At 62.7% G+C, this 20,122-nt stretch carries 28 protein-coding genes; 17 read left to right on the top strand and 11 right to left on the bottom strand.

Annotation, left to right across the window (positions count from 1 at the left end; all coding sequences use genetic code 11):
• Positions 1-75: 75 nt before the first annotated feature.
• Complete coding sequence (locus JQ641_RS05355; RefSeq protein ID WP_211994826.1) at positions 76-273, top strand: hypothetical protein; 198 nt, start codon at positions 76-78, stop codon at positions 271-273.
• 717 nt (positions 274-990) lie between these two features.
• Here the strand turns inward: JQ641_RS05355 and JQ641_RS05350 are convergent.
• On the bottom strand, positions 991-1,260 hold the full coding sequence (locus JQ641_RS05350; protein WP_211994824.1) for a hypothetical protein: 270 nt from the start codon (positions 1,258-1,260) through the stop codon (positions 991-993).
• A 351-nt stretch (positions 1,261-1,611) separates the two neighbouring features.
• Between JQ641_RS05350 and JQ641_RS05345 the strand changes: the two genes are divergently transcribed.
• Together JQ641_RS05345 and JQ641_RS05340 are read left to right on the top strand one after the other, a co-directional pair.
• Entirely contained in the window at positions 1,612-2,469 is an 858-nt protein-coding gene (locus tag JQ641_RS05345; protein ID WP_249150220.1) for a hypothetical protein, read from the top strand.
• A 193-nt stretch (positions 2,470-2,662) separates the two neighbouring features.
• Positions 2,663-2,878: a hypothetical protein gene (locus JQ641_RS05340; RefSeq protein WP_192739772.1), complete on the top strand. Its 216-nt coding sequence runs from the start codon at positions 2,663-2,665 to the stop codon at positions 2,876-2,878.
• Between the two features lie 721 nt (positions 2,879-3,599).
• Here JQ641_RS05340 and JQ641_RS05335 read toward each other — a convergent pair.
• Positions 3,600-4,661 (bottom strand): dipeptidase, encoded by a 1,062-nt coding sequence (locus JQ641_RS05335; protein ID WP_211994820.1) that lies wholly within the window; start codon positions 4,659-4,661, stop codon positions 3,600-3,602.
• 170 nt (positions 4,662-4,831) lie between these two features.
• Between JQ641_RS05335 and JQ641_RS05330 the strand changes: the two genes are divergently transcribed.
• From JQ641_RS05330 to JQ641_RS05295, 8 genes are all read left to right on the top strand, one after another.
• Positions 4,832-5,179 (top strand): hypothetical protein, encoded by a 348-nt coding sequence (locus JQ641_RS05330; RefSeq protein ID WP_211994816.1) that lies wholly within the window; start codon positions 4,832-4,834, stop codon positions 5,177-5,179.
• 143 nt (positions 5,180-5,322) lie between these two features.
• Positions 5,323-5,667: a tRNA-binding protein gene (locus JQ641_RS05325; protein WP_211994815.1), complete on the top strand. Its 345-nt coding sequence runs from the start codon at positions 5,323-5,325 to the stop codon at positions 5,665-5,667.
• 271 nt (positions 5,668-5,938) lie between these two features.
• Positions 5,939-6,817: a pyridoxal kinase PdxY gene (pdxY, locus tag JQ641_RS05320; RefSeq protein ID WP_211994814.1), complete on the top strand. Its 879-nt coding sequence runs from the start codon at positions 5,939-5,941 to the stop codon at positions 6,815-6,817.
• Positions 6,818-6,918: 101 nt separating this feature from the next.
• Positions 6,919-7,071, top strand: a complete 153-nt coding sequence (locus JQ641_RS05315) for a hypothetical protein (protein WP_211994813.1) — start codon at positions 6,919-6,921, stop codon at positions 7,069-7,071.
• A 132-nt stretch (positions 7,072-7,203) separates the two neighbouring features.
• A complete protein-coding gene (hisC, locus tag JQ641_RS05310; protein WP_211994812.1) occupies positions 7,204-8,268 on the top strand; it encodes a histidinol-phosphate transaminase in 1,065 nt (354 codons plus the stop codon).
• 95 nt (positions 8,269-8,363) lie between these two features.
• A complete protein-coding gene (locus JQ641_RS05305) occupies positions 8,364-9,446 on the top strand; it encodes a helix-turn-helix transcriptional regulator (protein ID WP_211994811.1) in 1,083 nt (360 codons plus the stop codon).
• 38 nt (positions 9,447-9,484) lie between these two features.
• Entirely contained in the window at positions 9,485-10,087 is a 603-nt protein-coding gene (locus JQ641_RS05300) for a pyridoxamine 5'-phosphate oxidase family protein (RefSeq protein WP_211994810.1), read from the top strand.
• 6 nt (positions 10,088-10,093) lie between these two features.
• Positions 10,094-11,005: a ketopantoate reductase family protein gene (locus JQ641_RS05295; RefSeq protein ID WP_211994809.1), complete on the top strand. Its 912-nt coding sequence runs from the start codon at positions 10,094-10,096 to the stop codon at positions 11,003-11,005.
• A 13-nt stretch (positions 11,006-11,018) separates the two neighbouring features.
• On the opposite strand, the gene JQ641_RS05290 is transcribed toward JQ641_RS05295, so the two are convergent.
• Together JQ641_RS05290 and JQ641_RS05285 are read right to left on the bottom strand one after the other, a co-directional pair.
• On the bottom strand, positions 11,019-12,011 hold the full coding sequence (locus tag JQ641_RS05290) for a hypothetical protein (protein WP_211994806.1): 993 nt from the start codon (positions 12,009-12,011) through the stop codon (positions 11,019-11,021).
• Positions 12,012-12,424: 413 nt separating this feature from the next.
• Entirely contained in the window at positions 12,425-13,489 is a 1,065-nt protein-coding gene (locus tag JQ641_RS05285) for an AI-2E family transporter (RefSeq protein WP_211994804.1), read from the bottom strand.
• Positions 13,490-13,702: 213 nt separating this feature from the next.
• On the opposite strand from JQ641_RS05285, the gene JQ641_RS05280 reads away from it, so the two are divergent.
• From JQ641_RS05280 to JQ641_RS05270, 3 genes are read left to right on the top strand one after another with little or no spacing between them, the layout of a single operon-like run.
• Entirely contained in the window at positions 13,703-14,059 is a 357-nt protein-coding gene (locus tag JQ641_RS05280; protein ID WP_211994802.1) for a DUF6152 family protein, read from the top strand.
• Between the two features lie 6 nt (positions 14,060-14,065).
• Positions 14,066-14,554 (top strand): DUF6644 family protein, encoded by a 489-nt coding sequence (locus JQ641_RS05275; protein WP_211994799.1) that lies wholly within the window; start codon positions 14,066-14,068, stop codon positions 14,552-14,554.
• Between the two features lie 13 nt (positions 14,555-14,567).
• Positions 14,568-15,140 carry a histidine phosphatase family protein gene (locus tag JQ641_RS05270; protein WP_211994796.1) on the top strand — a complete coding sequence of 191 codons (573 nt, stop codon included), beginning with the start codon at positions 14,568-14,570 and terminating at the stop codon, positions 15,138-15,140.
• 27 nt (positions 15,141-15,167) lie between these two features.
• On the opposite strand, the gene JQ641_RS05265 is transcribed toward JQ641_RS05270, so the two are convergent.
• Both JQ641_RS05265 and JQ641_RS05260 read right to left on the bottom strand, forming a co-directional pair.
• Positions 15,168-15,680: a septal ring lytic transglycosylase RlpA family protein gene (locus tag JQ641_RS05265; protein ID WP_249150232.1), complete on the bottom strand. Its 513-nt coding sequence runs from the start codon at positions 15,678-15,680 to the stop codon at positions 15,168-15,170.
• Positions 15,681-16,087: 407 nt separating this feature from the next.
• Positions 16,088-16,477 carry a cupin domain-containing protein gene (locus JQ641_RS05260; protein ID WP_211994790.1) on the bottom strand — a complete coding sequence of 130 codons (390 nt, stop codon included), beginning with the start codon at positions 16,475-16,477 and terminating at the stop codon, positions 16,088-16,090.
• A 339-nt stretch (positions 16,478-16,816) separates the two neighbouring features.
• Here JQ641_RS05260 and JQ641_RS05255 point away from each other — a divergent pair, with 339 nt between their 5' ends.
• From JQ641_RS05255 to JQ641_RS05245, 3 genes are all read left to right on the top strand, one after another.
• Positions 16,817-16,999: a hypothetical protein gene (locus JQ641_RS05255; RefSeq protein WP_211994788.1), complete on the top strand. Its 183-nt coding sequence runs from the start codon at positions 16,817-16,819 to the stop codon at positions 16,997-16,999.
• A 406-nt stretch (positions 17,000-17,405) separates the two neighbouring features.
• Positions 17,406-17,639 (top strand): DUF6894 family protein, encoded by a 234-nt coding sequence (locus JQ641_RS05250; RefSeq protein WP_192739757.1) that lies wholly within the window; start codon positions 17,406-17,408, stop codon positions 17,637-17,639.
• A gap of 8 nt (positions 17,640-17,647) precedes the next feature.
• Positions 17,648-17,824 carry a hypothetical protein gene (locus JQ641_RS05245; RefSeq protein ID WP_211994786.1) on the top strand — a complete coding sequence of 59 codons (177 nt, stop codon included), beginning with the start codon at positions 17,648-17,650 and terminating at the stop codon, positions 17,822-17,824.
• Positions 17,825-17,833: 9 nt separating this feature from the next.
• Here the strand turns inward: JQ641_RS05245 and JQ641_RS05240 are convergent, their stop codons facing one another.
• The 5 genes from JQ641_RS05240 to JQ641_RS05220 all read right to left on the bottom strand — a co-directional run bounded on the left by JQ641_RS05240 (position 17,834) and on the right by JQ641_RS05220 (position 20,080).
• The gene (locus JQ641_RS05240) at positions 17,834-18,424 is read right to left on the bottom strand and encodes an NADPH-dependent FMN reductase (protein WP_211994785.1); all 591 of its coding nucleotides are present in this window, start codon (positions 18,422-18,424) and stop codon (positions 17,834-17,836) included.
• Between the two features lie 60 nt (positions 18,425-18,484).
• Positions 18,485-18,625 (bottom strand): hypothetical protein, encoded by a 141-nt coding sequence (locus JQ641_RS05235; RefSeq protein WP_211994784.1) that lies wholly within the window; start codon positions 18,623-18,625, stop codon positions 18,485-18,487.
• Positions 18,626-18,696: 71 nt separating this feature from the next.
• A complete protein-coding gene (locus tag JQ641_RS05230; protein WP_192739752.1) occupies positions 18,697-18,882 on the bottom strand; it encodes a hypothetical protein in 186 nt (61 codons plus the stop codon).
• Positions 18,883-19,003: 121 nt separating this feature from the next.
• A complete protein-coding gene (locus JQ641_RS05225; protein WP_211994783.1) occupies positions 19,004-19,792 on the bottom strand; it encodes an SDR family NAD(P)-dependent oxidoreductase in 789 nt (262 codons plus the stop codon).
• 129 nt (positions 19,793-19,921) lie between these two features.
• Entirely contained in the window at positions 19,922-20,080 is a 159-nt protein-coding gene (locus JQ641_RS05220) for a hypothetical protein (RefSeq protein ID WP_211994781.1), read from the bottom strand.
• Between the last annotated feature and the right edge of the window lie 42 nt (positions 20,081-20,122).

Below are 20,122 nucleotides of genomic sequence, written 5' to 3'. Positions count from 1 at the left end.
CCGTCACATCGCGACGAGAACGGTACCGCTAAAGGTGGCCGCACCAGCAATCCCGCTGGCTTAAGGGGAATTATGATGACCAATGTTGACGCGAGCGAAGTTCTGAATGTGCGCGAGCTTGATGCGGTATCTGGCGGCTTTATGCGGCTCCCCCTAATTGCGGTCAAAGTGCTGGAAATCAAAGGCGGAGGAACGGACGGTGGTGGGGGTGGTCAGAACGATGCGGCCCAAATGTTTCAGCAGATTATGCAGCAACTGACCCAACAGGGGTAAGCGCACCGGGTGCAGGCCGACGCGGCGTGTCGGCGCGGGACCGTCGAAGGATGGCGACCCGCGCAGTCGGCGGCAAGGTACTGACGGCCGAACCTCCGATGCGGGTACCGCGCGACCGCGACGTTTCAGGATATTTGCCATCGCGCATTCCCGGCTTAAATTTGTGTACGATAAGTACACAAAGGCGGTGAACGCTGTCGCGTGTCGCATGGGGCCAGCGGTAACCTGCTCGGGGGTGCTGTGCCGCTTTTGGCGGAGTTCAGCAAAAGTTTGGCGTGCGCTCACAAGTACCGCTGTGTCCGGAATGTTACCCGACACGCATGCCAAAACAGTCAAGACCGCTTTGCCCCAAGTGCCACATGCACATGGTCCGCATCACTCCAGGCCAATGCGAGAGGCAGACCTACGAGTGCCTGCGGTGCGGGCACAAGGAAACGCGCAAGTCCCAATAGTGGCCAGCCAAGGCGGCGGATTACGCCGGAGCCTGTCGTCAGCGGAGCAACAGGCGGCTTTGTTCTCCATCCGACTCCAGTTTGTTCGCAAAGAACGAATCGGAATCGCGCAAATCAGCGCGGATCAATTCCTAACGACACGTTGCTTCGCCGTCGTGCGCGCTCATCACGACAAAAAGCCCGCGACGACATCGCGGGCTTCTCGCAAACGCGACAAGCTGCTCGTGCGTCGGCGCCAGTTGAAGCGCCGATCAAGCATCTGTCCTTATTGAATGGCGCGGCCGACGGTTTCGCTGCGGCCTTGTGCGGTCGCGATCTTGCTCCGCGGTGTCAGGACGCTGAGCTGAACCGGCGTGACCGACGTGGTGGCCGGCGATGCTTGCTGGACGTTTTCTGCGCCCATCACCTGAAGCTGCACGGCCGAGACCGGCAAGCCTGCCTTTTCGTAAGACGGCAACTCGGCTGCGACAGCGCCGCCAGCGGCCGTGATCGCGAGCAAGGCGGCGGCAGCGACGGACAGGGAAGTCTTCTTCACGGCAATTCTCCTTCGATGGCTTGGAACACGGATCTAGGTTGTCATTTGCTGCATCGCAATAGTTCATTGCTGCAACGCACAAAAATGTGATGCGGTAATGGGATGATGGTGATCATGGAATGCGGAACCACGCGTTGGTCGCACGAGACGCCGAACAGGTTCGCGGGAATTTTGGCCTGCAGCTCCGCTGGCTGACGAATGCGGCGCGCTCGCAAAGTGTCAGAGTTCCTTCCGTAGTTCTCCGGCCGTGAACATAGTTCCGCCTCCTCGGCTGCGTTAAAACGCAGATGTGCGGATCGCTTTCAGGCGGGTGCCATTGCATGTGAGACGGAGCACCAAATGGATTCCACAATGAGCAACAGGCTCGCCGAAGGGCAGATCGCGAGCCTGGAGGAGCAGCTTTCGAACCTGGCGCGCGAGGCGGGATTTAGTTCTTCGGCCCCGCCGCTCAGCGTGAAGACGCCTGACCCTCTGCCGCCGACGAGCCATCGATTGGCGGATTGGCGCCATGTGGCTGTCGCCGGTTGCCTGTTGGCAGCAGCCATTGGTCTCGTCGCCTGGTGGTGGCCATCCTCCCCTGATACGGCCGCGACGGCGCCCCCAGCTCCGATGGCTCTGGCACAGGCCGCGCCGCAAGCCGCTGCGCCGCAAGTCGCTGCACCGAAAGACGCCGCACCTGTCGCTGTTGCCGCGTCTGCCGGGCTGGAGCAGCAGCTGCAACCGATGACGCGCGATCTCGCTGCCTTGAGGCAATCCCTCGAGCAGTACAAGGTGACGCAAGAGCAACTGGTCCGCGACAATGAAAATCTCAGAAGCCAATTGGCGGCGGGCCGGGAAGAAATCGCGCGCAACAACGGCGTCATCGACCAGCTCAGGGCGACGCAGATCCAGATGGCACGCGAAAGCCAGACGCTGACCGATCGCGTCAACGCAAGCCAGCAACAACTCGCCCGCATCATCGCCAGCGCTGCAGAGTTAAACACGCTGCCCGAAGAGCCAAAGGCGATGTCCGAAGTGCCAAAGGCGATGTCTGAAGAACCAAAGATGATCCCTGAAGAGCCAAAGGTGATGCCCGGAACACCACTGCCGCGTCCGCGGCAGCCGGGCAATGTCGCCCAGACGCAAAAGCCGGCACCAGCTCCGGCGCGGCCGCAAGCCAAAAAACCGCCATCGTCAGTGTCATGGCCGTGGTCGCCTCGCAGCCCGTAGAGAGTAGGTGAGCCGCGCCTTGCGCGGACCCGTTGCACTCATCCCCCACCGAGTAGCGCGCTTGCGGCGTTTGGATTCGCGCGCCCGTAGTACTACCGGGCAAGCCTTTGGCTGCGTACGGCGCATGTAGAATCATGGCATGCAATCTGCATGGAGTTAGTTGACCGGGAATTTCCTATCAACGAAGGACACCATGCTCGTTACACTCGTCGCCGTTCTCTGCAACGGCCAGCTATGCCTCGAGAAAGTCGTCACCAATAGTGACCAGTCGGGCATCACCATGACCGCCTGTATGGTCAATGCGCAAATCGGCATTGCCGAATGGCTCGCGAAGGGTCCGTATCACCAATGGAAACTACAGCGATACAAATGCATCGCGGGCAAGTACGTGCCCAAAGACGAAGCATGATGAATGCGCCGCCTCTCGGATGAGAGGCGCGCCCTCACCTGCCAACCGGTCAGAGGCGCGGGCTGAGGCCCCGCCCTTTGAACCAAACGAACGCAGCCTGCGACCAATATTGATTAGCACCGTACGCGCCCTGAGTTCCCGGTTTCGCCGCTCGCTTCATTCGGGTTCCCAGTAGAATGTGGCACCGCCCGTAATGTCGGATATCGAACAGACGGCCAAACCCGGAACGATTTAAAATTCCCGCTACCTGAGTCGCGCAATTAATTATTATAACCAGTTGGTATCATTGCATTTTAGCCGGAAAGACCTTTTCACTATTGAATAGCTTCAGGGATGGATCAGGAAACCACCAGATTGGTTGCCGGCACTCGTTTTAAGATGAGTGAGCTGGGAGCCGTTCGATGCCCGGAACTGGCCGGGCAAACTGGGATCGTTGTCGAGGTGAGCCATAGCAACACGGGCGTTACCGTGTTGTTCGATGGCGCCAGCAGACCAACCGCCCTGCACAGGGATTTTATCACCCCGATCTCGAACAACGGATCGTGGGGCGGTTCGCGAACTGGAAACACCAGTCCGCCCCCGAAGTGAAGTTCACGCCCGCCGGCGCCCCACCGGTTTGCGTGAAGAAGGTCTGCATTCCGAAGCGCGAACGGCGCTCTTTCGGAGTACCCCGAATTTGCCGCAGCAGGCGCGGTCGCCACGGGAGCGACGACTCCCGGTTTCAGCCAATCGTGCGCTCGAGCAGATTGAGCCAATTGGTCGAGCCCAGCTTCTTCAGCAGCCGTTCGGAATATCCACTTTGCCGGAGAGCCTCGATCAGAACGGGCAGCCCGGCCGCCGAGCCGATTTTCGCCGGCACGGTTGCGCCGTCGAAATCCGATCCAAATCCGACATGGTCCTCGCCGAGCTTGTCGATGAGATAGTCGAGCTGACGCACCATCAGTTCGACATCCGTATCCGCGGCCATGCTGCCGTCAGGGCGAAGAAAGCAGGTCGCGAAGTTGAGACCGACCATGCCTGCGGAATCGCGGATCGCGGCCAGTTGCCGGTCGGTCAGGTTTCTCGGCGAAGGGCACAGCGCATGCGCGTTGGAATGCGTCGCGACCAGCGGCGCTTTGGAGAGGCGCGCGACATCCCAAAAGCCCTTTTCGGTGATGTGCGAGAGGTCGACGAGGATCTTCATTTCGTTGCAGGCGCTGACGAGCTTTTCACCTGATACGGTCAGCCCGTCGCCGGTATCCGGTCCGCCGGGAAACTGGAACGGGACGCCATGACCAAAAATGTTGTTCCGGCTCCAGACCGGTCCCAGCGAGCGCAGGCCCGCCGCGTACAGCACCTCCAGAAAATGCAGATCACCGTCGATGGCTTCGGCGCCTTCGAGATGAAGCACCACCGCCAGCGCTCCGCGCGCGATCGCCGAATGGATCTCCGCGGTCGTCTTGCAAAGCGCGACGGCGCCCTGCGATCCCCTGACAACCCGCATCAGGATCGCCAGCTCACCGGCGACGGATTTCCGTGCCTCTTCGATGGGCAGCGGATCAGGAAGCGGCACCGCATAACGGCCGCCCGTCATCTGCTTGCTGAGCGACGCAAAGTTGCCTGGCGATGGCGAGTACATCGCGAACAGACCGCCGACGAACGCTCCGGCCCTGGCCTTTTTCAGGTCGATATGGCCGGCGTCTTCGCCGTCAAGGAAATCGGACACCACATCGCTGGATTTAGACTTGTAGAGACGCAGCAGAACATCGTTATGGCCGTCGAAGATGGAAATGTTGGTAGTCATTGTTTACCGGTGCCCGTGACAGATATCGCGAGTTGCGAGATCGCCTGCAATTTTCCGCAGAACCGGACCCTGTGCAACCTCTAATGAGCAAGTAGCCCGCTGCGCGTCGTCCCTGCGTACGCAGGGACGACAGCTTAACGGGAGAGATTCCGGAGGAACAAATCCGGGACATGCGCATTGTTCAGCCAGCATCACGCATCGATTTGGAGTTACGCGTGATGACCGCGGACGCATTTGAACTCCGCCGCTTTGTACAACAGCATTTCCTTGGCCGCATATCGTCTGTCATGTTCGATCCCGGCTACCGCAATCATCTGGCGCTGATCGCGGACGGTTATGATGTCAGCGTATTCCTCGACGATGAGCTGCAGGATGGCTGTATTACCGCGGACCCCGATGAGGGTTTCGTCCAGCGGCGCGCCTTTCTCAGATCGTCAGGGATTACCGACATGCGCCGCGGCTCTGTATCGATCAGGATATCGAAGAAGTCGGTACGACCGATTGAGCCGCAGGCGTAATCCGCCGCCTTGACTGATACGAAACGGCGGATGACACCTTCGGCCGATCCGCGCGACCTCGCCGCCTTGCGCCAGACGTCTATCAGCAAGATGCTTTGCTCAACTCACTTCCGGTGACATCGCTAATATGCCATACGCAAGACATGTCCCCTCTAAAACCCCAGGCCACCTACGACGATTTCGCCCGCCTCGACATCCGGATCGGCAAGGTCGTGGACGTCCAGCCGTTTCCCCGCGCGCGCAATCCGTCCTACAAGGTCGGCGTCGACGTCGGCGCGGACAGGATCATGTGGTCGAGCGCGCAGATCACGAACTATGAGCCCGCAGCCCTGCTCGGCTCGCTGGTCGTCTGCGTCTGCAATCTGGGTGCGAAGAACATCGCGGGCTTCACCTCCGAACTCTTGATCCTGGGCGCAAAGGACGCCGAAGGCAGCGTCATCGTCCTCGGCCCGCGCAGCGAAGTGGCGATCGGCGAGCCGGTGTTTTAAGTGGTGTGTAGGGCGGATTGGAGCGAAGCGTAATCCGCCGCCTTTGGTTGATGCGAAACGGCGGATTGCGCTGCGTTACTCCTACAACGTCCCGCTCGCTAACGCACATTCAGCTGTCATTACCCGCGAAAGCGGGTGATCCAGTATTCCAGAGACATCAGTGATAGAGCCGATAAGCCGCGGCGTACTGGATCACCCGCTTTCGCGGGTGACGACAGTTTTGTATGTGGCTTAGATTGCGCTGCGCTCCATCCGGGCTACATTCGCCGTCATGACCGTCATCTCCATCCAGTCCCAGGTCGCTTACGGCCACGTCGGCAACTCTGCCGCGGTGTTTCCGATGCAGATGCATGGCATCGACGTCATTGCGGTGCCGACGACGTTGCTGAGCAACCGGCCGGGCTATCCAACCATCCGCGGCCGGGTGCTGGAGGCTCAATTGGTCGCTGATCTCCTGCTCGGGATCGAGGAGCGCGGGGCGGTCGACACCTGTCAGATGATCCTGTCGGGCTATCTCGGCTCGGCTGACATTGCCGCCGTCGTCGCCGACTTCGTCGCGCGCGCCAGGGCCCGCAACCCGGCCCTCAGCTATGTCTGCGATCCCGTGCTCGGCGACCGCGACCGCGGCCTGTTCGTGAAAGCCGACATCCCGCCGCTGGTGCGCGACCGGCTGTGCGGCCTCGCCGACATCATCACGCCAAATCATTTCGAGTTCGAATGGCTATGCGGGGCGAAGGCCTCCACATCGGATCAAATGATCGAAGCGGCGCGCGCGCTGATGGCGCGCGGCCCATCGACGGTCGTGGTCACGTCGGCCGAATTGCCTGATACGCCCGACGGCGAGATCGAAACCGTCGCCATCGAGCGGACAAACGCCTGGCGCGTACGCACGCCGAAACTGCCCATCAGTCCGAATGGCACCGGCGATCTGTTCGCCGCACTGTTCACCTCCGCGCGCGTTCAGAACAAAGCCACACCGGAAGCGCTCAGCCACGCGGCGTCGGCCATATCAGCCGTGCTAGGGCGCACCGCGGAGCGCGGCACCGAGGAAATGCGGATTGTCGAGAGCGCGGAGATGCTCGTCCACCCGAAGCGGCGGTTCGAGGCGGTCGCTTTCGGCGGATCGCAGGTTCAAGCCTCACCCGATTAGGCGTGACGCGAATCACGGAACTCGCGTCGGGCGCGAGGCATGCTCCAGATCACAGAGCGGGACGCGGTGGTCGCGCACCCCCTGCCACAGGGAGAACTGCCATGAACGCCGACAAAGCTGTGAATGCCAAGATCGATGCACTCTCCGACAAGGACCTCAACGCCGTGTCGGGCGGCAAGAAACGCGTGCAGGTGACCAAGGAGCAGTACGAACAGATCCTCGAAGTCAGGCAGATGTTCGCCAATTTGAAGTGAGCCCGACATAGGGATCGAATGACGGCCGCCCACCTCTTCCGCATGCGGAAGAGGTGGGGCAGCGGATGCCTATCGCCCCGCTGTTGTGCTACTCCAAAGACGGCGGAATCCGCCGTACTCGCTGGAGAAGACATGAGCCGTTTCTGGAGCCGCCTGACGCACGACCTGAAACCCTATGTGCCGGGCGAACAGCCCCGCATCGCGGATCTGGTCAAGCTCAACACCAATGAAAGCCCGCTGGGCCCTTCCCCGCGCGTGCTGGAAGCCATCCGTGGCGAGGCCGCCGATAGCTTGCGCCTCTATCCGGATCCGCAGGCGTCCGCGCTGTGCGCGGCGCTCGCCGCCTACCACAAGGTACGCCCCGAGCAGGTGTTCGTCGGCAACGGCTCGGACGAGGTGCTGGCCCACGCCTTCGCTGCCCTCCTGAAGCACGATGCGCCGCTGCTATTCCCCGACATCACCTACAGCTTCTACCCGGTCTATTGCCGCCTGTTCGGCATCGCCTATGAGGCCGTGCCGCTCGATGATGCGATGCGGATCCGGCTCGCCGATTATCGCCGCACCGCCGGCGCGATCATCGTGCCCAATCCGAATGCGCCGACCGGGGTGGCGCTGTCGCGGGCCGAGATCGCTTCCCTGCTTGAGCAACACCCCGACAAGCCCGTTGTCATCGACGAGGCCTATGTCGATTTCGGCGCCGAGACCGCGATCCCGCTGGTCGCTTCGCACCCGAACCTGCTGGTCGTTCAAACCATGTCGAAATCGCGGGCGCTCGCCGGCTTGCGCGTCGGCTATGCGATCGGCGACGCTGGCCTGATCGAAGCGCTGACGCGGGTAAAGGACAGCTTCAACTCCTATCCGCTCGGCCGCCCCGCCCAGGCCGGCGCCATCGCCGCATTGGAGGACGAAGCCTGGTTTCAGAAGAGCCGCGCCAGCGTGATCGCAGGCCGCGAGCGGCTTAACCAGGGCCTGGCCCGGCTTGGCTTCGAGGTGCTGCCGTCCTCCGCCAACTTCCTGTTCGCACGCCATCCGGCGCATCAGGGCGCGGCGCTGGCCGCAGCGCTGCGCCAGCGCGCGGTGATCGTCCGCCATTTCGCCGCGCCCCGGATATCCGACTATCTGCGGATAACCGTCGGCACCGATGGGCAAACCGACCGGTTGTTGTCGGCGCTGTCGGAAATCCTGGGTAGCGCCTAGGCATCCGCTCAAACTTGGGCTTGTTATTGCCTTCCCAGCGACCCCGGCGTAATTTCTGAGCAGCTTCAGATTCTAGCTTGCGATCGGGAGAACCCTTGCCAGCGTGGAATTTCGGCCCCGCCGAACAGGAATTTGCCGAGGCTGGCCTTGATCCCGCGCGCTGGGTCCAGGCGCTCACTTCCGTGGCCGCGGCCACCGGGAGCTTTGGCGCCGTCATGCTGCCCCTGTCGGGCGATGCCCTTCCCAACGTTCCCTATACCGAAAGTGTCTCCAGAGTGATGGAGGACTATTTCCGGGATGGCTGGCACTCGCAGGACGAGCGCATGCGCACCGTCCCGACCCTGACGCAGCGCGGGGTCGCTGACGATTTCGACGGCCATAGCGCCGATGAGATTGCCAAACATCCGTACTACCAGGAGTTCCTCGGCCCGCATGGCCTGCGCTGGTACGCCGGTGTCAAGGTTGCCTGCGGCGAGGACCTGTGGGCGGTGGCACTGCAGCGCACGATCGATCAGGGGCCGTTTTCGGCGGACGAGAAGGACGAACTGGCGCGGATATCGAGCCGTCTTTCGACCGGCGCCGCGATCGCCCGCGCGCTCAGCGCTTCGGCCGCGTCAGGCGCGCTGGAAGCATTTGAAATGAGCGGCACGGCGGTGGTCCTGATCAACCGCCATGGCCATGTATTCAAGGCCAATGCCCCGGCCGAACGCCTTCTGGTGGATGATATCAGGATCGTAAAGGGCCAGCTGACCGCCAAGGACATTCGGGCGACGACGGCCCTGAACCGCGCCCTTCACGATTTGCTGTGGCGTCCGACCGGCGGACTTTCCGCGCCGGTCGCGCTGCCTCGTGCGACCGGCCGGCCGCTGCTTGCGTACCCGGCGCGACTTTCCAATTCGACCGCCAATGCGCTGGCGGATTGCCAGGCCATGGTCATTCTGATCGATCCCGATAGCCGATCTCCAACGCCGGAAACGAACTTGCGTACGGTGTTTCGCCTGACCCAGGCGGAAGCCAGGCTCGCGACCCAGCTGGCGCGCGGCGAGTCCCTGGAAAACGTCGCCGATCAATTCGGGATCGGAAAGGAGACCGCGCGGAGCCAGCTCAAGAGCATCTTCGCCAAGACCGGCGTGCATCGGCAGGCCGAGCTGGTCGCGGTGCTGGCAAAGCTGCTGTAAGCAACTGCCCGTCCGCCCTGTGACCGAGGAGGCAAGCGATGACCGATACCGTCATGTTTCACGAGGGCAATCGCCGGCTGCAGGACCAGTTCGACAGCCGCCGGATTTCCGATCGTCTGGAGGAATTTTCCCGCGAGGAATTCACACCTGACGACCGGGTGTTCATCGAGAACCAGCCGTACTTCTTCCTGGCGACCGCCGACGCCGAGGGCCGGCCCGATTGCTCGTTCAAGGGCGGCATGCCGGGCTTCGTGACCGTCACCGGGCCGTCCGAACTCGCCTTCCCCGATTACGACGGCAATGGCATGTTCAAGAGCCTCGGCAATATTCTGGTGAACGCCGATGTCGGCCTGTTGTTCATTGCCATGCATGGCAGGCCGCAGCGCCTGCGGGTCAACGGTACGGCAACCGTCAGCCGCGAAGATCCGCTGCTCGCCAGCACCATCGGCGCTCAGTTGATCGTCCGGGTCGCCGCGCGCGTGATCTTTCTGAATTGTCCGCGCTACATCCCGGACATGCAGCTCAACGATCCCTCGGTTTACGCACCTCGCGCCGGATATGAGGCGCCCGAGCCGGTATGGAAGGGCTTTGACAGCTTTAAGGATTACGTGCATCCACTCCAGCCCACCTTCAAGGGTTAGGACAGCATGCAAGTCGCGGTCGTCGGCGCCGGAGCGGTCGGTTGCTACTATGGAGGATTGCTGCTGCGGGCCGGACATCAGGTGACGTTCATCGGCCGGCAGCCGCATGTCGACGCCATCAACGCAAACGGCCTGCTGCTCGACACCAAGACGTTCAAGGGACATTTGCCGGCCAAAGCCGCGACCGACGCAGGCGCCCTCGCCTCGCCGGATCTGGTGCTGGTGTGTGTCAAGTCGGCCGATACCGAGCATGCCGGGCGGTCGCTGACCGGTCGCTTGCGGCCGGAGACCTCCGTGCTCAGCCTGCAGAACGGCGTCGACAACGCGCCGCGCCTCGCCGCCATCATCGGCCACGCCGTCATTCCCGTCGTCGTCTATGTCGGCAGCGAGATGGCCGGACCCGGCCATGTCAGGCATCACGGCGGCGGCGATCTTGCGATCGGCGCCTCGGCCGCCAGCGAAGCGCTGGCGCAAACACTGCGAGCCGCCGGTGTCGGCGTTACGATATCGGACGACATCGAAGTCACGCTGTGGAGCAAGCTGATCATCAACTGCGCCTTCAACGCGCTGTCCGCCGTGGCCGGCATTTCCTACGGACCGATGCTGGAAGTCGATGGCGTCAGGGATGTCGTCGCCCGCGCGGTGCAGGAGGCGATCGCGGTCGCCCGCGCCAGCGGGGTCGCGATCCCCGACGACATCACCGGGCACATCATGAAGATCCCCGCCAACATGCCGAACCAGATGTCCTCCACCGCGCAGGATCTGGCGCGCGGCAAGCCCAGCGAGATCGACTTTCTCAACGGCTACGTGGTGCGCAAGGGCGCTGAACTCGGCATTCCCACGCCGACCAATCAGGCCCTGCAGGTGATGGTGAAACTGGCCGAACGCGGCAAGGAATTGTCCGCAAGCCGGACGTAGCATGCAGGTAACGTCAAGCTGCCTCGCGGTCGATTTTTCGTAAGCGCACGAAGGCAGCCCACGCCTTCGGAAACTTGCTGTCTTTCGGACTGATCGTAAGCAGCGCGCGGCAGGCTTCCTGGATCTCGTCGGATGAAGGACGGGCCTTCGCGTTACCGGATTTCGCTTGCTCCCAGCGCTCCTCGATCTTTTTTGCGAGCGCGAGCGCCTGGCCCGTGGTCCGTTTCGACGCCGACCGCGCCAGCGGGTGATCCAGCGGAAATATCGGCCATGCGTCCGGCGGCCGGTCGCTGCTCCAGCCGCTCTCGCTGTCGAGCACGGCGTTGGGGGACGACTTGGCCTGTTGTCCCGCCGAACCGGACTTTGAGGCCGAACCGGAATTTGAGGCCGGGCCGGAAGAGCTTGCGGAACCGGAAAAGCTTCCCGAGCCCGACGAACTTCCCGGCAGCGGGCCTCCCGTCATCTGGTTGGCCATGTGGCCAACCTGTTGTTCCAGTGACCCTCCGGACCCGCCTCCCGACGGCATTTCTGTCCCGATGGTCGACATGGCCGAGGAGACGACGGACGGGACGACCTTCTCAATGGTTTTCACCATCGATTGCCCGTTGGGCGACGCCTTGTCTTCCGGCGAGATCGGGCAAGCCCTGAACGCGCCGTGCCTATGCGAGATCAAACCATCGTCATCGATGCGGGCAGAGTCCGTCGCCACGGTGTAAACGAAGTTGCGGAAGTCGACATATTTTCCGGATTTATCCTTGGCCTTGACGGCCCCGCAAATATACTTGGCGGCGTTTTCCTCCGCCGAGCGCAGCGTACTGAATTCCGCCGACTGCGGGTTGATCAGCAAACGCGAGACTGCGGTGCGCGCTTTCGAATGGCTCATGGAGAAGATCAAGCCCAACGCGTAGTCGGGATTGATCCAGGCAGGCCGATAATAGAAGGTTAGTTCCGCCGCCAGGAATGCTGCGCCCAGACCTGCGGAGATGAGCGCTGCAGGGATGTTCATGAATTGCGACTCCAGGACAGTGTCCGCGACCCGGCGTCATCACGCGATGCAATGCCGGCGGCGACAGACCGACGCGAGATCGGTCTGGTTGTGTAGACGACTGTCCGCGATTTGAGGGAGAGCGCTTTAAAAAAACCTTAAGTTGCATCGACAAGTGCGCCGATGGAACTTTCCATCGCGGGTTGATCCTAATATTCTATTCACGGGAACCTTTGGGTACTCGCACGCTGTTCCCGATATATCCAATCCAATATATCCAAAACATCGATATATCCGGGCCGATATAGCCTCAAGAACTGAGGTCGACGGATTGACGGTTCCACTACCGATAAAATTCTCCATAGCTTGTAATGCTGCCAAGCAAGAACCATGACAGAACGGTGACAGCAGCCAGCAAGCGGCCAATTGGCGAGTTAGCCCGTAGCCCCGGCGTCGTTTCCCTTCCGGGAGGCGGAGAAACTCTCCCAGGTCACCATGAACATCGCGGCAATCACCGGGCCGATCACAAAGCCGTTCAAGCCGAACACTTCAATGCCGCCCAGCGTGGAAATCAGCACGACATAGTCCGGCAGCTTGGCGTCTTTCCCGATCAGGAACGGACGGAGAAGATTGTCCACCAGTCCAATGACGAGCACCCCGTACACAATCAGGGCAGCGCCCTGCCACACGGCGCCGCTAGCCAACAGGTAGATTGCAACGGGCACCCAGACCAGGCCGGATCCGATGGCCGGCAGGAGGGACAGGAAGGCCATCAACACCGCCCACAACAGCGGCGCGTGAATCCCCAGAAACCAGAACGCCAACCCGCCAAGCGTGCCCTGGGCGATGGCAACCAGGATGCCGCCTTTCACCGTCGCGCGGACGACATCGGCGAATCTGCCGAAGAGTGCCGCCTTTTGATCGGCGCGAAGGGGAACGATCCGCTTGATCCGTTCAGCCAGCGCTTTGCCGTCACGCAACAGAAAAAACAAAAGATACAGCATGATGCCGAGGCCAATCAGGAAGTCGAAAGTGTTCATGCCGATGCTGAGCGCCTGAGGCGCCAGGACCTGTCCACCCTTCATCGCGCCGGATGCCAGCCAGTCGCGAACGGCCGGGAGATTGTTCAGGTTGAAGCGATCAAGCAGACCTGTGGCCCAGGCCGGTAGTGCATCGAATATCCGCTGAATGTAGCGGGCGAAGTCGTACTCTCCGGACTGGACCTTGGCGTAAAGGTTGGAGGCTTCCTGAGTCAGAGAGGCCGCGATCATCGCCAGAGGTAAAATGACCATTGCGATGATGATCAGGACCGTAACCAGGGCAGCGATCCCTGGTCTCTCGCCCGTCCTGACCAGCAGCTTTCGATTGAGCGGCGCAAAAATGACGGCGGCGGCGGTGGCCCAGAGAATGGCGCCGTAAAATGGTTTCAGAATCCAGCCAAACGCGATGCTGACCACGAGCAACAACAGCAGAAAACTTTGATCCTCAATCCTGCGCACCGCCGGTCTCCCTGTGGCTTTGCCGCTCTGCCGCGGCAATCAACCGGACGGCACTTCTCGAACATCTCGTATAGAACCTTTGACGGGCTCAATCGTTGCCTCCTCGGGCGCCCTGATGGCGGCGTGCATTATGCCGGATCATTTGAATGGTCACGCAAAACCCGCTATGATCCGGCACGGATCGGTGTCGTCCTCCATCGTGCAGAGGCCGTCATGACAACAATCACCCGACGCCTGTTCCTCTCGCTGGCGGCTGCCCTTGCGCCGGGCGCTGCGGCCGCCCATCACGGCTGGGGCGGATACGACACCTCGAAGTCGTTCACCGTGACCGGCAAGATCCTGAAGTCGACCTTCGAGAACCCGCACTGCGAGATCGAGATGGAGGATGGTGGCAAGCACTGGCACTTCGTGCTGGCGCCGCCTTCGCGCATGCAGGCGCGCGGCATCACGTCGGACATGATCGCGCCCGGCAAGACCTGCACCGTGTTCGGCTATCCCCATACCAGCAAGCCGGACGAAGCGCGCATCGAATACGTCGTTCTCGACGGCAAGCGCATCGAATTGCGGTAAGCCCGCGTGGAACAGCAACCCGCCGCGTCGATCTTCCTTGCCTTGCAGGAAAGCGCGCTGGGTCATCTGATGCGCTCGTCGCCCGCGCTTTATCCCGCGGTCGAAATCCTGCACATCCTCGGCTTCGTCGTACTGGTGGGATCGATCCTGGCACTCGATTTGCGCCTGCTCGGATGGGGGCGCGCAATCCCGATCGCGCCGATGGCGAAGTTGCTGCTGCCGTTGTCGCGCATCGGTTTTGTGCTGGCGGTCAGCATGGGCTTCCTGTTGTTCAGCGCTGATGCTTCGCACGTGGTGCGCAACCCGGCGTTCCAGGCCAAGCTGTTGCTGATCGCCGCCGCCCTGGTCAACGTCGTGATCGCCCATGCCGGTCCGTGGCGACGCGTGGCGCTCTGGCACGATGAGGCCCCCGCCGGCGCCAAGGTTACCGCGCTGGTGTCGCTGCTGCTGTGGCTCGGCGTCGTCTGTGCCGGGCGTCTGATCGCTTATCTTTGAGAAGGTAGCCGCCATGCGCCGCAAACGTTTCGCCGTCGTCGCCCTCCTCCTCGGCTTTGCCGCCGCGGCGGAGACCGCGCGCGCCGACGACGCCGCCTGGTCCGCCTTGCGCGCGGGCGGGCATGTCGCGCTGATGCGCCATGCCGATGCGCCGGGGGGCGTCGGCGATCCGCCGGGCTTCCGGGTCGATGACTGCGCCACCCAGCGCAATCTCAGCGCCAAGGGCCGCGCCGACGCCAAAAGGATCGGCGCGCGGCTCAAGTCGGAAGGGATCGCAGTCGATCAAATCCTCGCCTCGCCATGGTGTCGCTGCATGGACACGGCAACCCTGCTGGAACTGGGACCGGTCGAAGCCGCGCCGACATTCGGCAATGTGGTCGTGCTGCGCGATCGGACCGAGGCCTTGACCGCCGGTGCCCGCGCGGTGATCGGCAAATGGACCGGCCGTGGAAACCTTCTGGTCGTGACGCACGGCGCGAACATCCTGGCCCTCACCACGATCTCGCCGGCAAGCGGCGAGATCGTGGTGGTCCGAAGCGGAAGCGCCGCCGGCATCGAGCCTGTCGGCCGTCTGCTGCTCGATTGACGTGCAGCGACAGCCTGTTCCCGCCCCCTACTGCACCACGTCGAGTTTGACATTGGTGAGGCCTTTTCCGACCATTCCGAGCGCGTCCGCCGCGGAATAGGAAACGTCGACGACACGCCCCGGAACGTAGGGACCGCGGTCATTGACCCGCACCGTGACGGACTTGCCGCTCGAGACATCCGTCACGCGCAGCTTGGTGCCGAACGGCAATGTCGGATGCGCCGCGGTCATGTCCATCGTGTTGAATCTTTCACCGCTCGCGGTCTTGGTGCCCTCGGTGTAGAAGCTCGCCACCCCATGCGAGGCCGTCGTCTTGGGTTTGCCTGCATCTTTGCGCGACGCGAGCCGGGTGTACTTTCTTGTCGCTGCCACGCGCCTCTTGATCATGGGGGACGACGTTCGATCGTGGTCCAGCGATGCCACCCGGCTGGCGCGCAATTCGGATTTCGGGCTGACGCCCGTGGTCTGGGAACATGCCGCCAGCGATGCCGCTGCCACGCCAACGGCCAGCAGCCGAATGACCTTCCCCACGGCCGGCATCCAAGGCGGCGCCTGGCGTTGAGTGCAGTTCGTTCCGATGTCGACGTACGAAGTAGCAGCGCGGTCGATGGACATGTTGCGATCCCCAACTTGCGCCCCAGCCCAAGCCGAAAACCAGCACGGCCTATCGTCCGAATCCAATCGGGGCGGAACCGGGGCCGGAAAACGTCAGACCCGGCCCCGCCAGCGCAATTCCGTTGGGTGTGGTGATTGGGTCACAGGATGGGAGATGTCGACCGGATTGGCCGGGGGTGCGATCCGCCGCTTGTCGGGTCAACCGCGCGTAGGGTGGGCAAAGGCGCGCAGCGCCGTGCCCACCATCTCAGGCGCAACAAGAATGGTGGGCACGCGGAGCCTGTCATCGGGCGCGCATTCGCGCGACCCGTTGGCTTTGCCCACCCTACTTCCTACTTGCGCTCGTCCGATGTGAAAAACTTGCTGCCATCGAAAAAGCGGTTCGGCCGATTGAAAACGGAGATAAAAGTCGCCCCGTTGGGCGAATGCGCGACATGGATGTTGCCGCCCGGCCGCCACACGAAGTCACCCGCGCCGCAGCTGCCCTCCGCATCTTCCAGCGATCCTTCGAGCATAAAAGTCTGTTCGAGCGCGGTGTGCTCGTGCAGCGGCACGACCGCGCCGGGCGCCATCTTGAACAGGATGGTCGAGCGCCCTTCGTCGTCCCTGTAGAGGATCTTCATCTGAATTCCGTCGAAGTCCGTTGGCTGCCAGGGCATCGACGATGCCGCAACGAAGGTCGAACGCAGTTCGGGCGGGTTGACGGGCACGGGCTTGTTCATGGCTGCTTCTCCGTGTGGCCAATCGTAATCGGGATATCTCGTAGACCGACACCTTGTCCGCAATTCCGCTCAACGCCACGCTTCTGGGTGTTGGCTCGTGCGCCGATGCTACCCGAAAGAAGGCGACGCGAACATCCGCACAGCGATCCCTTGCGATGCACTCCTGACGTCAAAAAATCGTCATGGCGAGCGACCGGTCCCGGCGTAGCCCAACGGACGAAGGCCGAAGGCCGAGGCGATTTTCCACAACGTGATCGGGATCACGGCCGAGCCCGCGCTCCTGGACGAGGCTGCCGCACGTGGATGCAATCCCCTACGTCAACCCGCAAGGAGAACGCCATGACGTGTGATCACGAAACAAAGGTGCAGGAGCTTGCCCCCGAACAGCTCGAACGCGTGTCGGGTGGCTTCTTGAGCCAGGAGATGATGGCCAACCTGAAGCTGATGGGCGAGATCCTCTCCAACGTCAGCAAGACGCGTTCCGAGATCAGCATGACCTTTGCGCGCAATTCGCGGGCGTAAGTCATCGCCTGCTCCTCCGCTACGCCGCCGTCTTCCCTGCGTGAGCGAATCTCTGGAGGGGATTGGCAATCACGCTTGCTTGAAGCTCGAACCGGAATTCAATCACGTGCCACCAAGAGAAAAGGCCGGCGGGCGTTACGCCACCGGCCTCTCTTGCAACTGCCGGCTCGGGTCCGGTTCCGCTGCGATCCAATGGCGGAAATCCTGCGTGAGTTTGGTTAATCGAACGTTAACAGAATCAGAGTGATGTGAATCACGGAAGGGCATGATTCGTCCCGGTAGGTTTGCTGTCACGTTGCGGGACATGCCCGTAAATCCCCGTCGGGATTCTACCGGAATATCCAGCGGAATCCGCCGCTGTTATTTTTGAGACACAGATTCGATTCGCTTTGTGAAGGAGACCACGATGGCCCAGGTCTATTTCCACTGCTCCAGTTCCCGCGAAGTTCGCGTCGATCAGTTCGGCGCGGTCGTGAGCAACCTCGCCGAAGCGCGCGACCGCGCCGCCTGCGTGGTGCGATCGCTGATCATGGAGAAAAGCGCGGAAGACTGGCGCGACTGGGTCGTGCATGTCAGCGACGATTTCGACGACGAGATCTTCGAAATCTCTTTCTCGTCCGTTCTCGGCAAGCCGAACTGAGCATTGTCATGAGCACCGCGCCAATCACCCTGCCGCTGCTCCGCCGCCTCGACCGGATCGTCACGGGCTGGCATCGCCTGGTCAACCGCGCATTCGACAGCTACCGGCCCGAGCGGCATTACATGCGCGGCCCGGGGCCGAAATGGTACGCCAAGCATGGCGCGGCAGCCGCTGCTGCCATCTGACTTAGCCGCTCAATACGGCGGCGCCTGCTTCGCCCGCTGCGCCTTGGCCGCTTCCACCCACCACGCCAGATCATCCGCAAAGCGGGGGAACGCCCGCTCCAGCGCCTTGCCGGCCTCGCCGGTCGGCCTGCCGTCGTCGGTGAGGGTTTGCGCGATCGGCCCGACCCCGATCGTGGAAGAGATCACCACCATGCCCATCTCGGAGAGCGTGCCGTGCCAGGCGGTCGCGGCGCGGGCGCCGGAGAGACGGCCGGCCGAATAGCTGACGATGGCGGCCGGGCGCCAGAACCACTCTTCGAGAAAATGGTCGGTGAGGTTTTTCAGGCCGGGCTGCATGCCCCAATTGTATTCGCCGGTGATGAAGACAAAGCCATCGGCACCGCGGATCTTTCCCGCGAGCTCTTCGAGCACCGCCGGCGCCTGGCCTTTCGGATGCTCCTTGTACATCCGGTCCAGCATTGGCAGGCCGACCGCCTTGGCGTCGATCAGCTCGACATCGTCGCCGCGGCCGCGCAGGCCTTCGACGATGAACTGGGCGAGACGGATGCCCATGCGGTCAGAGCGATAGGAGCCGTAGAGGACCAGAATGCGATGGGTCATGGTGGCGGCAGGCTAGCACGACCGCCGGGTGCGCGCGAGCCGGCGTCAGCAGCACCGGGTTCAGCTCAACCAGGTATCGCCCGTGCGATCCAGACGATGCTCATTCCCAGGCATCGACAGGCCGCGATAGAAGCCGATCATGCCCCAGACGAAGACGCCGAGTATCAGCGTCACGCCGATGTATTGAGCTATGTTTTCCATGCCCTTTGGTCGCGGCCAATGGAAAAGGGTTCACTGCCGTCATCCTCCGGGACCGGACGCCGGGGCGACCTTCAGCTCTGATGCGGTCCCCGCATCATCTTCATAGCGTCCTCGATATGGCGCCACTCGCTGGCCTCCTCGGCCTCGCCCTTGCGCTCGCAGGCGACGGCGTTCTGCGCCGCCTGGGCGATCGCCGCCGGGCCGTGCTTTTCGAGCATCTGCCGCGCGATGGTGTGGATTTGCATCTCGGATGTCATGTCGCGCTCCCTGAGGTTGGCGCCGCAGCAACCGGTTCCCCTGCAGGGCTGCGGCCTGTTGTGAGAACCGCCGAACCGGCCCGCTCGTTCCACGCCGGGCACCCCTCATCCGGGTTCCGCCTCAGATTTCTCCGAGCTCCGGCGGTTCGAACCAGTTGGTCAGCGACAGGCCGCCGTCGATCGTGATCGCCGATCCCGTGACATAGGCCGATACCCGGTTCGAGAGCACCGCCAGCGCCAGCGGCGCGAGGTCGCCGGCTTCCCCGAGACGGCCGAGCGGAATGTGTTTTGCCAGCGACGGGTCGGCAACAAAACCGCCGGCCGCAATCGCGCCGGGCACCAGCGCGTTAACGCGGATACCGTAGCGACCGAACGTTTTGGCGAGCTCCTTCACCAGCATCGCCATCCCGGCCTTGGCGGTCGAATAATGCGGCAGATTGCGCGGCGTGCCTGAGTGCAGCGAGGTCAGCAGTAGGAACGAGCCGGGCTGTTTCGCCGCGATCAGCCCCCGCGCCAGTTCGCGCGAAAGGTGAAAGCCGGCCTCGAGATTGACCGCATGCATCTGCGCCCAAATCTCGGTGCTGACGGCCATGGCATGATCGGCCTCCCGCCGCGGCGGCGAGGCGCTGTGCACGAAATGGGTCACCCGCCCGACGGCGGACTGCGCGTCCTTCAGTAGCGTTTCGCGCGCGGCGGCGTTGGCGAGATCACCGACCCACGGCACGGCCAGTTCCGGCCGCGGCGAAGCCTTGATCGCAGCCACGACCCGCTCCTCGCTGATATCGGCGAATACGGTCCGCACGCCCTCGCCGACCAGCGCCTGCGCGATGGCCCGGCCAATGCCGTTGCCGGCGCCCGTCACCAGCGCCGCCTCGCGGGCGGGGTCGAATGGATTGTTCAATAAGCTCATGGCGGCCGTCCCCTCGGTGTGACACACGTCGCGCGTCATCCTAACACGATGGCGGCCGGATCAGCCGAGGGCGAAAACGCAAAGGCCCGGACGGGGCGTCCGGGCCTCCAAATCAGACATTCCGCGCAGTTATCTCTTCTTGGCATCCGGCTTGTCGAACGTGTTGGTCGCGGCCCGGCGTTCCCATTCTTCGCGCGTGATTTCATGGCGCACGCCGCCCGACACGATATCAAGCTCGTTTTCGGCGAGTTCATTGCGGGCAGCGAAGCGTTCGATCTGGGTCGTCATGGCAATTCTCCTTGGGGTGCTGGGCGCGACCATCGCGTCCTC

This window comes from Bradyrhizobium sp. JYMT SZCCT0180 (assembly GCF_018130165.1).
GTDB lineage: Bacteria > Pseudomonadota > Alphaproteobacteria > Rhizobiales > Xanthobacteraceae > Bradyrhizobium.
The sequence above is the reverse complement of the archived record's forward strand: the minus strand, read 5'-3'. Positions and strand labels throughout refer to the sequence as shown.

Excerpts from the sequence above, each read along its gene's own strand:
- JQ641_RS05295 (WP_211994809.1), top strand. The coding sequence starts at position 10,094 with ATGCAAGTCGCGGTCGTCGGCGCCGGAGCGGTCGGTTGCTACTATGGA.
- JQ641_RS05335 (WP_211994820.1), bottom strand. The coding sequence starts at position 4,661 with ATGACTACCAACATTTCCATCTTCGACGGCCATAACGATGTTCTGCTG.
- JQ641_RS05255 (WP_211994788.1), top strand. The coding sequence starts at position 16,817 with ATGACGTGTGATCACGAAACAAAGGTGCAGGAGCTTGCCCCCGAACAG.
- JQ641_RS05325 (WP_211994815.1), top strand. The coding sequence starts at position 5,323 with ATGTCCCCTCTAAAACCCCAGGCCACCTACGACGATTTCGCCCGCCTC.
- hisC (WP_211994812.1), top strand. The coding sequence starts at position 7,204 with ATGAGCCGTTTCTGGAGCCGCCTGACGCACGACCTGAAACCCTATGTG.
- JQ641_RS05240 (WP_211994785.1), bottom strand. The coding sequence starts at position 18,424 with ATGACCCATCGCATTCTGGTCCTCTACGGCTCCTATCGCTCTGACCGC.
- JQ641_RS05250 (WP_192739757.1), top strand. The coding sequence starts at position 17,406 with ATGGCCCAGGTCTATTTCCACTGCTCCAGTTCCCGCGAAGTTCGCGTC.
- JQ641_RS05330 (WP_211994816.1), top strand. The coding sequence starts at position 4,832 with ATGCGCATTGTTCAGCCAGCATCACGCATCGATTTGGAGTTACGCGTG.
- pdxY (WP_211994814.1), top strand. The coding sequence starts at position 5,939 with ATGACCGTCATCTCCATCCAGTCCCAGGTCGCTTACGGCCACGTCGGC.
- JQ641_RS05270 (WP_211994796.1), top strand. The coding sequence starts at position 14,568 with ATGCGCCGCAAACGTTTCGCCGTCGTCGCCCTCCTCCTCGGCTTTGCC.
- JQ641_RS05345 (WP_249150220.1), top strand. The coding sequence starts at position 1,612 with ATGAGCAACAGGCTCGCCGAAGGGCAGATCGCGAGCCTGGAGGAGCAG.
- JQ641_RS05220 (WP_211994781.1), bottom strand. The coding sequence starts at position 20,080 with ATGACGACCCAGATCGAACGCTTCGCTGCCCGCAATGAACTCGCCGAA.
- JQ641_RS05355 (WP_211994826.1), top strand. The coding sequence starts at position 76 with ATGACCAATGTTGACGCGAGCGAAGTTCTGAATGTGCGCGAGCTTGAT.
- JQ641_RS05315 (WP_211994813.1), top strand. The coding sequence starts at position 6,919 with ATGAACGCCGACAAAGCTGTGAATGCCAAGATCGATGCACTCTCCGAC.
- JQ641_RS05225 (WP_211994783.1), bottom strand. The coding sequence starts at position 19,792 with ATGAGCTTATTGAACAATCCATTCGACCCCGCCCGCGAGGCGGCGCTG.
- JQ641_RS05235 (WP_211994784.1), bottom strand. The coding sequence starts at position 18,625 with ATGGAAAACATAGCTCAATACATCGGCGTGACGCTGATACTCGGCGTC.
- JQ641_RS05290 (WP_211994806.1), bottom strand. The coding sequence starts at position 12,011 with ATGAACATCCCTGCAGCGCTCATCTCCGCAGGTCTGGGCGCAGCATTC.
- JQ641_RS05245 (WP_211994786.1), top strand. The coding sequence starts at position 17,648 with ATGAGCACCGCGCCAATCACCCTGCCGCTGCTCCGCCGCCTCGACCGG.
- JQ641_RS05300 (WP_211994810.1), top strand. The coding sequence starts at position 9,485 with ATGACCGATACCGTCATGTTTCACGAGGGCAATCGCCGGCTGCAGGAC.
- JQ641_RS05230 (WP_192739752.1), bottom strand. The coding sequence starts at position 18,882 with ATGACATCCGAGATGCAAATCCACACCATCGCGCGGCAGATGCTCGAA.
- JQ641_RS05265 (WP_249150232.1), bottom strand. The coding sequence starts at position 15,680 with ATGCCGGCCGTGGGGAAGGTCATTCGGCTGCTGGCCGTTGGCGTGGCA.
- JQ641_RS05260 (WP_211994790.1), bottom strand. The coding sequence starts at position 16,477 with ATGAACAAGCCCGTGCCCGTCAACCCGCCCGAACTGCGTTCGACCTTC.
- JQ641_RS05280 (WP_211994802.1), top strand. The coding sequence starts at position 13,703 with ATGACAACAATCACCCGACGCCTGTTCCTCTCGCTGGCGGCTGCCCTT.
- JQ641_RS05340 (WP_192739772.1), top strand. The coding sequence starts at position 2,663 with ATGCTCGTTACACTCGTCGCCGTTCTCTGCAACGGCCAGCTATGCCTC.